We start from the raw sequence: 12,784 nt of genomic DNA, 5'->3' as shown, positions 1-12,784 counted from the left end.
ACAAAAAATCAGGAGCGCCATTTGCTCACATCCATTTCCTGTTCAGTTTTACCGACGATGCAGGTTATGGCCAGGTCACCTGTGATATTACAGGCTGTCCGACCCATATCCAACAAGGCATCGATCCCGAAAATCATCGCATAGGCCATGGCTACCGTGGTACCCGGCTCAACCTGCAAGCCAACAGAATTAAGCACCATCATCAACATAAGTGCACCTGCTCCAGGAACTCCCGCAGTCCCGATGGAAGCCAATACAGCAGTGGCAATGACAGTCATCTGCTGCTCAAAGCTCAGCGGAGCGCCGATGGCAAAACCAATGAAAATGGCGCAAACCCCCTGGTAGATGGCAGTGCCGTCCATATTAATGGTCGCCCCCAAGGGGAGTGAAAAGGAATACACGCCCTTGGAAATACCCATTTCTTCTTCAGCGACCTCCATGCTCACCGGTAGGGTACCGCCGCTGCTACGGGTCACGAAGCCGGTAACAATCGCTTGCTTGGCCTTGGCAAAAAATTTGATCGGCGAGAGGCCAAAAATAGCAAGTCCAGCCCCGTACACCAAAAACATATGGGCCAGGAAGGCAAGGTAGACAGCTAAGGTGGTGATTCCGAGTGGGCCAAAAGCTTCCGCCCCCTGGGTCCCGAAAACCACCGCAATAAGTGCAAACACTCCAATAGGCGCATACTGAAGTATCCAGTGAACCACCAGATACATGATTTCCGCACCGCCTTCAAAAAAATGAAATACCGTTGTCGCAGCATGCTTAATACGCTGGTCCTCACTTTCTCTCAAAAAAGCAATGCCGATACCAAACATGAGACAGAAAAAAATGGTGGGGAGAATTTCACCGGAGGTAATGGCATTAAAGGGGTTAACCGGCACAATATTGATAACGGTATCAAGCAACGATGGTGTTTCCAGGGTTGTTTTGGCAACTTCGCCCCCGGCACCGGTCAAATCAAGACCTCTTCCTGGTTTAAAAATATTGCCGAAAAGCAGGCCAAGGCCAACGGCAAATCCGGTGGTGACCATGTATATGCCCAGCGCTTTGACACCTACGCGTCCTAAACGAGCAGGGTGGACACTGGCCGCGCCTACAATCAAAGTAAACATGACAACAGGCATAACGATCATTTTCAACAGCCTGACAAAAATATCACCAAAAGGGGAAACCCAGCTAATCTCCTCGCCGAGCACCAACCCGCCCACAGCACCACATATCAAACCGAGCATGATTCTGAGCAGGAGATTAGATTTAAAGTACCAGTTGAATAGTTTCATAATTGTTCTCCCTGCTTATTCATAGCTGCCGCCCTTTGCATTGATAGCCTTTCTCCTTCGCTCTTCCAGCATTTCCTTCTTTTGCTGGATAAATCTATTCTGTAGCATTTGAGCGGGGGTCAGAGAGGTTGGTGATGCTGTTTTCCTGGCCCAGGTGAGTGCGACAAAATAGTCATGGATAAGAAGATCCAGGGTACCGTCCGAACGAACCTGATCAATAAACAGGTTGAGCCAGTGCAGAAAATCCTGGTCGCCCTTACGGATTGCGAACCCATAGGACTCCTGGGTTACTGGTGCCAGCAGGGCCTTAATTTGAGGATGAAGGCTGGGGTGAGTAGCCCTCCATATGCTGACAAAAGGTGAGTCCGCTGTCACGGCATCTACTTCGCCGTTGACCAATGCCGCAGCAGCGGCCTCCACCGTGGGGTAGGTTTGAATCGAGGCAGGGGCAAAGAGTTGTCGTGCAAATTCCTCATGGGTGGTCCCCGCCTTGACCCCTACCCGTATGTTTTTGATGGATGTCAGATCAAAATACGATTCTGCAGCGCTGTCAATTTTATCCCTTCGTACTAAGGCGGCCTGGCTCACTGTAAAATAAGGCTGGGTAAAGTTTACTAACAGGCCGCGTTCAACGGTCCGGGTCATCGCTGCGATAATGATATCCGCTTTGCCGGACAGCAAGGCTGGAATCTGCTCCTCATACAGCGCAGGGCGGATAAAGGTGAGTTTTACCCCCATATAGTCTGCAACAAGTCGAGCCAGGTCAACATCCAATCCCGTCGGTTTTCCCTCCTGCTCCATGGAGAAGGGGGGGTAGTCCTTGTTCAGTGAAACAATGAGCTCCCCTTTGTCCTGAATCCGCTCTATTTCACCAGCCTGCAGCGCTGGGCACAAAAAACACCAGATGAGCATCCCCAATAATAGTAGATACTGTTTTTTCATGATTACCTCTCTCCAGGTTACATTGAAAAACACTTCAACCGGTACTCCCTGGCACCGCGGTGACCAGGCAGCGACCATCAGGAAACCGAATAGCAACAACTACGGGAAAAAAGACTCACTCAGGGCAGAGCACATTCAAGTATAAACATTAATTTATTATTTATATTAAGCACTTCAACACAGAAAACAATCTGTACTGTAACCCCCGTCCCAGATAATACACCTGTTAAGGTATCAGGTTTTTATCCGTTTTCTTTTTGGTCGGAGGATATGATCAACCACCCTGAGAGCAACAATCGTAAACAATCCTGCAAACAACACCTGGGCAATACGCAGGTAAAAGTTGATACTTGCCTCTTTGTCGACTCCGGTTGAACTGCCAAGCAAAACCAGAAATGTCGTCAAGCCTGAGGTAAAAGCTGCTGCATGCGCTCCGCCGGTAAAAATTTTTACTGAAAACAGATAGGCAAACAGACACACCACCAGTAATAGAAACATATAAGTGGGAACGGCTACCAGCAGGTTGAATGCAACAATGATGGCAGCTCCGCCAATGCAGGTGGCCAGGGAATTGGCCTTCATCACCTGAAAGGAGGCAACAGTACTTGGTGTGCCGGCCATGAGGCAAATATAGAGCATGGCAAGAGCGTACTGGGCAAGATTGAAAGAAAAAAAGAAGACAACGGCGCTAAGGGCAACAAGAGTACTTGTAAGGGCGAGGCGCGCCCGCTCTTCTGGTGTAGGTTCCGGCGGTGGAGGAGGCTTGGCAGCGGCAGGACCTCCTGCCTTTTGCGCAGCCAGGCTGTCGGGAATGAGCCGGTGAAACAACCAAGCAAAAAAAAGGCCGCAGGTCATGTTAAACAGCAGACCAATGGCTATCAGGTGGGAAAGCTGGGCTCCGGAAAGCCCCATAATTGGTACCATTATAACGCCTATGGTCATAAACAGGGTGGCCATCGGCGGTGCGGCAGGCGTGTCGTTATAATAGATATAAAAAAGCAATATGCCTAAAATCAGTATGCAGAGAAGAGGGAAAACGAGCAGATATTCACTGATAATCAGCCCGATAAACAGACTGAATACAAGGCGACCTATGAGCTGAACAGCCATTTTCCAGCCGATCCAGACAGGAAACAGCAAAAATATCGCTGCAAAAATAGGGGTAACAAAAGAGAGTGGCCAGGCAATACCGTAACTTACGGCCACCGCGGCGGTCAGGCCAGCGGTCATGCGCACTATTTTTACAGTGGTTACATTCATTATCACACCAGGTGAAGAGCTACCGTCAGCATGGTCCTGTCCTCCTCTGGAGCCTCTCTATCAATAGGCATGGGAGAGAAAACTGATCATCCGAATCCAAAATCGGCCAAGTGTATTCAGCACCGGCTTGTTGCTCGTATACACTATGACGTTCACCTGCCCGCCCATACGTTTAAACTCTTTGGCAGAACCATCGGTAAATGCTATCAGCACCGGCATATGCTGCGCCTGTCGCAACCACCCCTGAGAAGGCTGCACAGTTGTCAGACCACCAAGGGTGTTACCTGCATTATCAGACACACCATACCCAACACTCAAAACCTTCCCTTTAAAAATATGGCCTGGTGCAGCATCCAGGACCAGCTCCACCGGGTCGTCCTTCTTGATATTCAAGAGACTGTTTTCCCGCATATCAGCCTGGATCCAGACAAACTTGGTGGCAAGAAAGGTCATCACCGGTGCTCCAGTAGCAGCATAATGGCCGACATCAACAGTCAAGTTGGTAATTATACCATCTGAAGGGGCCCGTAGAGTGCTCCGCTTAAGGTCAAGTTGAGCCGTTTCAAGAGCCGTCAGTGCTGAGCGGACCTTTGCGTTATCCTCACCTGTTTCGCCAAGATGACTTTTTGCCTTTTCCAACTCTGAGCGCGCACTTGCCAATTTTGCCTTGCTGGCCTCAATTCTTGACCGGGCATCATCTGCCCTGGATAATGAGGCGGCGCCCTGTTTTGACAGTTTTATAATGCGCTGCCCTTTCACCTGGGCATTGCGGAGGTTGGCTTCTGCTTCAGCAACTCTTGCCTGGGCAGTTGTGACTGCGGCAATATCCGCCTCCGATGTTTGTGTAGCCAGCTGCAGGTCTGCTTGAGCTCGACGAACTGCCAGCTCATACTTAGCGGTATCAACCACTGCTAAAACCTGCCCTTCTGTTACAAATTGATTGTGAACCACATTGACCGATGTGAGCGGGCCAGAGACCTGTGGCACGATGGGCACCACAAAGGCTTCTATTCTGCCGTTGCTGGTATAGGGTGTATATTTATCCGCTAAAATGTGGAGACAGAAAATAAGGACACAGAGACCGACAATAATTGCCGTCCACAGTGAAACTCGATCGATTTTCTTTGGTTTATTAGTCCCCTCTTCTTCCACTGGTGCAGTACCTGCTAAAGGGGCTTCTTCGTTGGTGGCATTTTTTTCACTCGACATAGTTCAACCCAGTTAAGAATTATCAAAATACCGTATGTTGCAGCCATCATTCGACCGGGCATACCCTTTAGAGTAACCTCAGGCTCCTGCAGAACATTTTCTATTGGAGCGGATACTCCAACAGGCGTCCCCAATCTGTTCGTTTTTCCATTGTATCTTTCACCGCATCGGGTACATACGGCTTTCCTTCCCGAATCTGCCACCCTCCACCAACAGCTTTGTACAGCGCAACCATATCAGTGGCAATATTACCTTTTGTTTGTGCATACTGATCCTGCTTTTGGGTAAGTGATCTGGTGGAATCAAGGACACGCTGATAATCGGCTAATCCTTCCTTGTACTGCAGCATGGAAAGCTCGGTCGATCGCCTTGAAGTCTCCACGCCCTGTTTGAGCAGCTCAGCTTCCTTAATTGCCTGATCCAGTGTCTGCATCGCATCTTCCACCTCTCTGGCGGCATTGAGAACCGTATTCTGGTATGCCGTGATCAGCTGCTGCAGACGGGCATCCTGGATGCGGACCTCGTTTTTGAGCCGTCCATAGTTGAACAGATTCCATTGAAAGGCAGGACCAAAGCTATAAGAAAAGCTATTGGCATCAAAGATATCCCCCAGGTCGTTGCTACCCCTGTCGGTTGCGCTCCAGCCAAGGGAGCCAAACAGAGTAAAGCTTGGAAAAAGCTCTGCTCTGGCAATCCCGATCTGGGCACTTTGAGCCGCAGCCTGCATTTCTGCTCGACGAATATCAGGTCGGCGGCGGAGCAGTTCAGCAGGCATCCCAACTGCTATTTTGGTCGACAGCTGAGGCATTTCACCAGGGGGAAGAACAGTAGCATCCATTTCTTCAGGCAGCATTCCCAAAAGTACAGCCAATCCATATCTAAAGGAATTAAGCGAAGCAGTCAGGTTTGGAATGGTTGCAAGGGTGCTTGAAAGCAGAGTCTTTGCCTGGAGAACGTCCAGCTCGGTAACGGTCCCAGCTTCAAATTGGAGGATAACCAACTGCAGCGATCTCTGCTGGAGTTCTGCATTTTTTTGGGCGAGGTCGATACGCTCCTGCTGGGTCCGGATGGCAAAATAGGTGCGAGCAACTTCCGCTGTCAACGAGACCAGCAGATCATCATAATCTGCCACAGTGGAGAGCAGGTTGGCATCAGCAGATTCAATTCCACGACGGAATTTACCCCAGAAATCCATCTCCCAGGCAGCATCAAACCCGATTGATCCGGCATTATAATACCTGTTGTCAGCTGGACCTGTTGCTCCGATGCTGAACAGGTCACCATTCATTTCCTGCACCTGGGGATACATATTTCCTTTAACACGTCCCAACTGGGCCCTGGCCTCCATAATACGCAGCCCGGAACTATGGAGCTCCAGGTTCTGCTCAAAGGCAGTTGCAACAAGTTGATCCAGCACAGGGTCATTAAAAAGAGTCCACCAGGCTATCGAATCATCTTTTGATGGCTTTTTAAACAACGGAGTATCGTCGACACTCCAGCCTGTCGGCTGCTTTGCTTCCGGAGTCTGATAGTCAGGCCCAACCATCGCACAGCCGCCAAGCAGGAGCAAAACAAACACAGAATAAACATATGATCGAAAACATACCGTATTCATGGTTGTTTTTTACCCTTACGCTATTCTGCCTTGTCGGTTGTATCCGCCAGAGAAGCGTCGCTTTCTTCATCAACCCAGGCTGTAAACAAAGTGTAACTGATGGCCACTACCACTGCGCCTACAAACAAACCTATGATGCCGGAAAGCATCATACCCCCCAAGGCGCCAAGCAAGATCACCAGCATGGGAATATCAACCCCGCGCCCCATGAGCAAGGGCTTTAAAATGCCGTCACTGGCACTCACCACAATGGCCCAAATAAGAAAAAAAACTGCGGGCACAGTGGTAGTTGCGGTGAAGACCCATGCAGCAACAGGCCCGAGAACAAGTATGGGCGGCAGTTGAATCACTGCCATTACAAGTACAAGAGCAGCCCACAACCCTGCCGCAGGCACGCCGACAATCACCATACCAATGACTGACAGAACTGACTGGATAACCGCCACTCCGACAACGCCCTGCATCACGCCTCTAATGGTTGCTGTGGCAAGACTGGTAATCTCTTCCCCGCGGTCACCTGCAAACCGGGTAATAATTTTTTCAATTGCTGCAGAACTTTTTTCGGCTGTAGCCAGAAATGCGGCAGCAATAGCCACGGAAATGATAAACATAAAAACGCCTTTCACCCCACCGCCAACAGAACCGAGCAGGGTAAGGGCTCCGGTTTTTAGCTGCGGGCCGTATTGCTTCAAGACTGTTTCCAGGTTGATGGAGGCCTGGGTCCAGGTTTTACTCAGTGAGGGGCCGATCAACGGCCATTCACTGACACTTGCAGGCGGGGGTGGAACTTTTAAGGTATTTTCTTCCATTGCGGTTGCAATGGATTGAACAGTATCTACCGAGGAGGCAACCAGTTTTACGGAAGGAATAATCAGGGCTGCAATAACAACCAAAGCAAAAAGAACAGCCGCTGCTTTTCTCCGTCCTCCCATCATTGCCGCAACTCCGGCAATAAAGGGCTCCATGGCAACCGCAATAATAATCCCCCAGAGAACAGGCATCAGAAACGGTTTAATGATAAGCAAGGTCCAGAGAACCATTGTTCCAAGAATACAGATTTTAATGACGGTTTCGATGAATTCTTTCTGAAAAGACTTGGACGTATCCGACGTATTCATGAGCAATTGTCCTCCATAGCATAGGTACTGTTATAGCATTGTCATACTTTCTATAGGCCTTTCCTTTTCTTCTCTTGCAGCTCTGGCTGGTGCTCCATATCCACCCTCTAACACCACCATTATATGTTATTAAAATCAATAATTTTTTCAAATAATTTCCAAAAAAACAAGACCATAATGTACCCAAAGCAATGATCCAAACCGGAGACCGGCACCTATACAGCACCCTACGGTACACCCCGAATCTTGCGGTCGACATAGTGCAAGTGTAGGCAGACCTGTGCCGTCACAACACACCTGGCCGGCTCAATTATCACCAGCTCTGCTATTGCTGCCTCCGCGTGCGCAACCCGGTCACAAACCGTTACTACGCTTCCTCGAATTTCTGTTAATGGTTGAAGGCTCTCAGGTTTACTGGGCAGGTCACAAAAATGATCCTGTTTATTTGATAAAGGACTTTTATTGCCTTTGACGATGCAGTAGAAGTGGCTAATACGCTTGCCATGGCAAGATATAGACGGCAGCAGTCATTGGCCGACACAGGTGCTACGAAAACGTCTACCAATGGCGTTGTGGAGACATTTTTCAGGCCCAGCACCTACAGAGGGCTTTCCTGATAGCAAGTCTTGGGATCAAAGAAGGTAGTCTTGTCAAACATACTGCGTCCACTGCTCATCAACAGCACCATACGCCCCCGGATTCCTCTTGATTGTAAACGGTTACACCATGTGATACGTTGGCTTATCCTGTGTAAATAAATCCGGGACGATATATTCCACCGAAAATAGTCAATAATGGAGCTCACTTTAGGCGTACACCATTTCTTAAAGGAGTGGTTTTCCATATTCCTTTATTTGATTTTTCATTCTCAGCAACTCAATATTTCCAGGAACAACGACTTCTGCATCCGGTTTGTAATCCAGACTTCTTCTGCGCCCCCTGTATTTGACCGCACTCAAAATCAGCTTCATGGTCTCAAGACGAGCCCTGTGCTTATCATCTGATTTTACAATCCACCAAGGGCATTCCCGGGTATGCGTTTTTTGCAGCATCACCATCTTCTTCTCGGTAAACTCATCCCAGAGATCCTGGGCCTGGAGGTCAACTTCGGAGAGTTTCCACTGGCGCAGGGGGTCGTTGCGGCGTCGCTCAAACCTTTTGGCCTGCTCTTCTTTGGAAACAGAAAAATAAAGCTTGAGCAAAATCGTTTGTCCCGCATCCAGGATAAAGTTATTTTCGTAAAGGGTTACCTTTTTCAAAAATCGATTATATTGATCATTGGTGCAGAACTCCATAACCGGCTCAACCATTGCCCGGTTGTACCATGATCGGTCAAAAAGAACGATTTCACCTGCTCTGGGAAATTGCTCGATATATCGTTTCATGTGCAACTCAGTCCGCTGCACGGGGTTGGGCTTTCCCAGAGCCACCACTCGGTAGTGTTTTTCATTCATATACCTGGTTATCCGCCGTATTGTCCCCCCCTTGCCTGAAGCATCCCGTCCATCAAAGAGAATGATCATCTTCTTACCGGTTCGCTCCAGGTGCGCCTGCATTTTTATGAGCTCCGCCTGGTAGATCTTCAGTTCTTCTGCTTTATAGTATTTTATCAGGGCAGACTTGATGATCTCCTGCTTATGTCGCTCCTGCAATATGGCATACATCTGCTCATGATAATAGCTGTCAGCCTCAGGCTCACAGGATTGATAATCAAGGCTTTTTAAAACGTCTTCGATACTGCTGCTTGTCTCTTCTTTCATAACTGTAATATTGTGAACTTCAGGTTTGCCACCAGTAACTTCGGGTAACTGTAAGGAGGTAGAATAAAAGGGTACGAATATATCACCAGTGTGTTAGCATTCGGTTAGAAAAAAGCCAAACCGCTCATTTTTTGGGCCAGACTCATTTACTACTGCCAGCAACAAGTAAAAATTTGCTCACCCAATATATCCTGGTAAGACTCCGAAGCGTACACTCTCATTTCTTTTTTTCACAATCTGATGAACAACCAATCCCCCATATTTGAATACCGTGATTATCTCAGGCAGCATTACGGTGACGTTCTCTACCGGGTGCCACTGGATGCTGGATTTGGCTGCCCTCACCGAAGCAGCAATGGCTCCGGAGGGTGCACTTTCTGCCCTGAAGACGGAGCCCGTGCTGTACAGATAGGCAGTATTGAGGATATCCGCGAACAGATCCACGCAGGAGTGGCATTTGCAAAAAAACGCTACCAAGCCAAGGCATTTATGGCCTATCTCCAGGCGTTTACCAGTACCTTTACCTCACCAAAGCTGTTGAACGAACTTGTCAACACCATCAGGAAGGAACAGCATTTCCGAGCCATAACCTTTGGTACCAGACCCGACTGTCTTTCTCCAGAGGTGATAACCTACCTGCAAAGCCTCAGCGAGCAACTTGATGTATGGGTTGAACTCGGTATCCAAACAGTACATGACAAGAGCCTGAAACGTATCCATCGTGGCCATGATTGGGCGTCAGGAAAAGAAGCAATTTACCGGCTCCACCAGGCTGGAATCTTTGTCGGTGTTCATCTGATCATCGGCCTTCCAGGCGAGTCCCTGGATGACTTCCAACAAACCATGCACACTCTAGCCCCACTCCCCATAGATGCCGTAAAACTGCATAACCTGCATATAATCAAGAACACCACGCTGGCCAAGACCTTTAATAAACATCCCTTTCCAGTTTTCGATGAATATGAATATGCTGAAATCCTGCTCAAACTGTTGCCACTCATTCCTGCGGATCGTCCGCTTATTCGTCTGACAACCGACACCCCGCAAGACGTATTGATTGCCCCCCAATGGTCCAGGACCAAGGGCCAGTTCCGTCAGTACCTGCTGCAACAGTTGCACAAAAGGCAAATACGCCAGGGCATGTCCCTCCATTCTCCAGCACGAAAAGAATCCCCCAAGCAACCGATGGAAACACCACCCGAAGCTTTTCTTACCGAAGATGGCAGCATCACCTTCTGGAATACGGAACTCAAGGAATATTATCATACCCTTGCCGGAGCGAGGTCAGAGGCCGGCGAAAAATACTGTTTACCCGGCCAACTGAAAAAACGCCTCGGCAACGGCGCAGTCCGTATTTTGGATATCTGCTTTGGGCTTGGCTATAACAGCCTTACTGCCTGTGAACAGGCGATTCGGGATGGTGCAAATGTAGAAATAACTGCCTTGGAAATAGATAGAGGGGTTGTGGCGACTGCTGCTGAAAAAATGTGTGAGACCGATACTGCTTTTCACTGGAACAACTGCTTACAAACACTCTGCAAACAAGGAGTATGGAGCGAAGCAGGGTGCTCGATCCGCCTTTTATGGGGTGATGCCCGTCACACGCTCACTCAGGTGAAAGGTCCCTTTGATCTCATATGGCTCGATGCCTTCTCTACCCAAAGAAACAGTGAACTCTGGACCGTCGATTTTTTTGAACGTTTGCTTCCTTTGCTCCACCCTTCGGGCGCATTACTCACCTATTGTGCAGCTATTCCGGTGAGAGCTGGATTAGTGGCTGCTGGTTTTACAGTGGGAGAGACCGATGCCTTTGGCCGCCCAAGAGGCGGAACCATTGCCGGGCGCTGCCGAAAAATCATCAGCCAAACGCTACCGGAACGCGATCTCTTTTTAATGGAAACCCTGCGCGGAATTCCCTACCGGGATCCCCAGCAGACTCGAACCAACAGAGAAATACTGCGCCACCGTGAGCTCGAAATTGTGGAGCGCAAAAAAGATATGAAGCAGCAACGTCCTTAAAAAACTATTCATTTGTGTTGAAAGACAAGGGCGTGATTAGCACCAAAGCAACGCTTGACAGTCAGAAAAATAACCAGCACCGACCCTAAAGCTGTGGAGGCTGTGAGCATAACCATAACTATAATCTGATACCGGATCGCGACCATGGGGTCTGTACCGGACAGAATTTGTCCTGTCATCATCCCCGGTATAAAGACAATACCGACACCCATCATGGAATTGATTGACGGGATCATACCCGCCTTAATTGCCTCCCGCGCAAAGGGTCGCCCAGCTTCTGCAGAGGAAGCACCCAGACAAAGCTGCATTTCAATTTCTTGACGTCTGGCATGCAAATCCGCAAATAATCTTTCTAGACTGATGGACAAGGCAGTCATGGAATTGCCAACTATCATCCCGGCAAGCGGAATAAAATAATCAGGCCTCCACCATGGTTTGGCTCCAACAATGACCCCTGTGACAAGAACCGAAATAAGCAGATAACTTAAAAACATCGAAATAAAGACAGGAAAGGCCACCGGCACCTCACGCTCCCCGACCCGACCCTTGATGATGTGGACAGCCGATCCGATCATAATGATAAATATTGCCAGGGAAATCCACACACTGGGATGCCCGAACACCAGAGTCAGCACGTACCCGAGAATAAAGAGCTGGCTAACCGAACGAAGCGTTCCGATCAACAGGTCTCTTCCCAGTCCTAAGTGCAAGTAACACGAACACCCTCCGGCAACAAGAACAAGGCCAAGTGCCAGTAGCAGCTGCCAGAGTGAGAGGTCAATGAACTGTCCGGTCATCGTGGTCCCTCCTCCAAGTGACAATTGCTTTCACGGAAACTCCCACTGTCAAGCGCAAGCCTTCTGACAGTTACCTGCTCTGGGACAAAATGCGCATGGCTTATCATAATTATCGTCAAGCCCCCTTTGTTGAGGTCTTCCGTCACTTTTTCAACCACCTTCCTGCTCACCGGGTCAAGGGCACTCACCGGTTCATCAAGCAACAATACCTCTGGTTTCAGCAATAAAGCACGAATCAGGCACAAACGCTGACGCTGCCCAACGGAAAGAGAGCCTGCAGGTGCCTTGAGTTCAACATCATGGAGCAGTAAGTGGTCGAGCTGCTCGCGAAGTTGCTCGCTTGATGGCCGGACAAGTGATCGATTCGTTTGAAAACCATAGGCCATCAGCAGGTTCTCTCGTACTGTTCTTTGACTGATGATTGGTGTCTGCTGGAGGAGGACCATCTTCGTCCGTAACGCAGGTGCATCCAGCGTAGTCAGTTCCCGGCCACGGAATGCGACGCTTCCTGACTGAATGTGTTCCAGCCGGACCAACAAACGCATGAAAGTGGACTTCCCTCCTCCGGAAGGTCCGGTGATCACGATAAACTGACCAGGCTGGACCGTCAAAGACACCTTATCGAGCACCAAACGGTTGTCAGGTGTTGTGTGTGAAAGTTCCTTGACCACCAAAAGCGGCTGATGCACGGAATCCACTGATTTCGGCATGATTACACTGCTCCTTTTGCCCAATTTATCATGTAATTATTCAAAGCCGACTGCAATGTCGTTACCCTCTA

Annotated in this window: 10 protein-coding genes; 1 reads left to right on the top strand and 9 read right to left on the bottom strand. The window is 49.1% G+C overall.

Translation table 11 applies throughout. From position 1 onward, the window contains the following. Positions 1–8: 8 nt before the first annotated feature. From JWH17_RS18530 to JWH17_RS18500, 7 genes are all read right to left on the bottom strand, one after another. Positions 9–1,283, bottom strand: a complete 1,275-nt coding sequence (locus JWH17_RS18530; RefSeq protein ID WP_205224153.1) for a dicarboxylate/amino acid:cation symporter — start codon at positions 1,281–1,283, stop codon at positions 9–11. 15 nt (positions 1,284–1,298) lie between these two features. Further along, positions 1,299–2,225, bottom strand: a complete 927-nt coding sequence (locus JWH17_RS18525; protein WP_205224152.1) for a transporter substrate-binding domain-containing protein — start codon at positions 2,223–2,225, stop codon at positions 1,299–1,301. 234 nt (positions 2,226–2,459) lie between these two features. Beyond that, positions 2,460–3,485, bottom strand: coding sequence for a DUF2955 domain-containing protein (locus JWH17_RS18520; protein WP_205224151.1), 1,026 nt, complete (start codon positions 3,483–3,485; stop codon positions 2,460–2,462). A gap of 60 nt (positions 3,486–3,545) precedes the next feature. After that, the gene (locus JWH17_RS18515) at positions 3,546–4,694 is read right to left on the bottom strand and encodes an HlyD family secretion protein (RefSeq protein WP_205224150.1); all 1,149 of its coding nucleotides are present in this window, start codon (positions 4,692–4,694) and stop codon (positions 3,546–3,548) included. Between the two features lie 100 nt (positions 4,695–4,794). Then, entirely contained in the window at positions 4,795–6,309 is a 1,515-nt protein-coding gene (locus JWH17_RS18510; protein WP_205224149.1) for an efflux transporter outer membrane subunit, read from the bottom strand. A 20-nt stretch (positions 6,310–6,329) separates the two neighbouring features. Continuing rightward, positions 6,330–7,427 carry an AI-2E family transporter gene (locus tag JWH17_RS18505; RefSeq protein ID WP_205224148.1) on the bottom strand — a complete coding sequence of 366 codons (1,098 nt, stop codon included), beginning with the start codon at positions 7,425–7,427 and terminating at the stop codon, positions 6,330–6,332. Positions 7,428–8,251: 824 nt separating this feature from the next. Next, on the bottom strand, positions 8,252–9,187 hold the full coding sequence (locus tag JWH17_RS18500; RefSeq protein WP_205224147.1) for a polyphosphate kinase 2 family protein: 936 nt from the start codon (positions 9,185–9,187) through the stop codon (positions 8,252–8,254). 240 nt (positions 9,188–9,427) lie between these two features. Between JWH17_RS18500 and mnmL the strand changes: the two genes are divergently transcribed. Next, positions 9,428–11,206 carry a tRNA modification radical SAM protein MnmL/YtqA gene (gene mnmL / locus JWH17_RS18495; protein ID WP_205224146.1) on the top strand — a complete coding sequence of 593 codons (1,779 nt, stop codon included), beginning with the start codon at positions 9,428–9,430 and terminating at the stop codon, positions 11,204–11,206. 8 nt (positions 11,207–11,214) lie between these two features. Here mnmL and JWH17_RS18490 read toward each other — a convergent pair whose 3' ends face one another. Together JWH17_RS18490 and JWH17_RS18485 are read right to left on the bottom strand one after the other, a co-directional pair. Next, positions 11,215–12,003: an ABC transporter permease gene (locus JWH17_RS18490; protein WP_205224145.1), complete on the bottom strand. Its 789-nt coding sequence runs from the start codon at positions 12,001–12,003 to the stop codon at positions 11,215–11,217. Further along, the gene (locus tag JWH17_RS18485; protein ID WP_205224144.1) at positions 12,000–12,713 is read right to left on the bottom strand and encodes an ABC transporter ATP-binding protein; all 714 of its coding nucleotides are present in this window, start codon (positions 12,711–12,713) and stop codon (positions 12,000–12,002) included. Before JWH17_RS18485 ends, JWH17_RS18490 begins: the two co-directional genes overlap by 4 nt. Positions 12,714–12,784: the final 71 nt, after the last annotated feature.

The sequence above is a fragment of the Desulfogranum marinum genome (assembly GCF_016918565.1).
In the GTDB taxonomy this organism is placed as follows: domain Bacteria; phylum Desulfobacterota; class Desulfobulbia; order Desulfobulbales; family Desulfobulbaceae; genus Desulfogranum; species Desulfogranum marinum.
This window is presented reverse-complemented; position numbering and strand designations above follow the sequence as displayed.

What these genes read in the sequence shown, in the direction of transcription:
- JWH17_RS18515 (WP_205224150.1), bottom strand. Translation starts at nt 4,694, where the DNA reads ATGTCGAGTGAAAAAAATGCCACCAACGAAGAAGCCCCTTTAGCAGGT.
- JWH17_RS18485 (WP_205224144.1), bottom strand. Translation starts at nt 12,713, where the DNA reads ATGCCGAAATCAGTGGATTCCGTGCATCAGCCGCTTTTGGTGGTCAAG.
- JWH17_RS18525 (WP_205224152.1), bottom strand. Translation starts at nt 2,225, where the DNA reads ATGAAAAAACAGTATCTACTATTATTGGGGATGCTCATCTGGTGTTTT.
- JWH17_RS18500 (WP_205224147.1), bottom strand. Translation starts at nt 9,187, where the DNA reads ATGAAAGAAGAGACAAGCAGCAGTATCGAAGACGTTTTAAAAAGCCTT.
- JWH17_RS18490 (WP_205224145.1), bottom strand. Translation starts at nt 12,003, where the DNA reads ATGACCGGACAGTTCATTGACCTCTCACTCTGGCAGCTGCTACTGGCA.
- JWH17_RS18505 (WP_205224148.1), bottom strand. Translation starts at nt 7,427, where the DNA reads ATGAATACGTCGGATACGTCCAAGTCTTTTCAGAAAGAATTCATCGAA.
- JWH17_RS18520 (WP_205224151.1), bottom strand. Translation starts at nt 3,485, where the DNA reads ATGAATGTAACCACTGTAAAAATAGTGCGCATGACCGCTGGCCTGACC.
- JWH17_RS18510 (WP_205224149.1), bottom strand. Translation starts at nt 6,309, where the DNA reads ATGAATACGGTATGTTTTCGATCATATGTTTATTCTGTGTTTGTTTTG.
- mnmL (WP_205224146.1), top strand. Translation starts at nt 9,428, where the DNA reads ATGAACAACCAATCCCCCATATTTGAATACCGTGATTATCTCAGGCAG.
- JWH17_RS18530 (WP_205224153.1), bottom strand. Translation starts at nt 1,283, where the DNA reads ATGAAACTATTCAACTGGTACTTTAAATCTAATCTCCTGCTCAGAATC.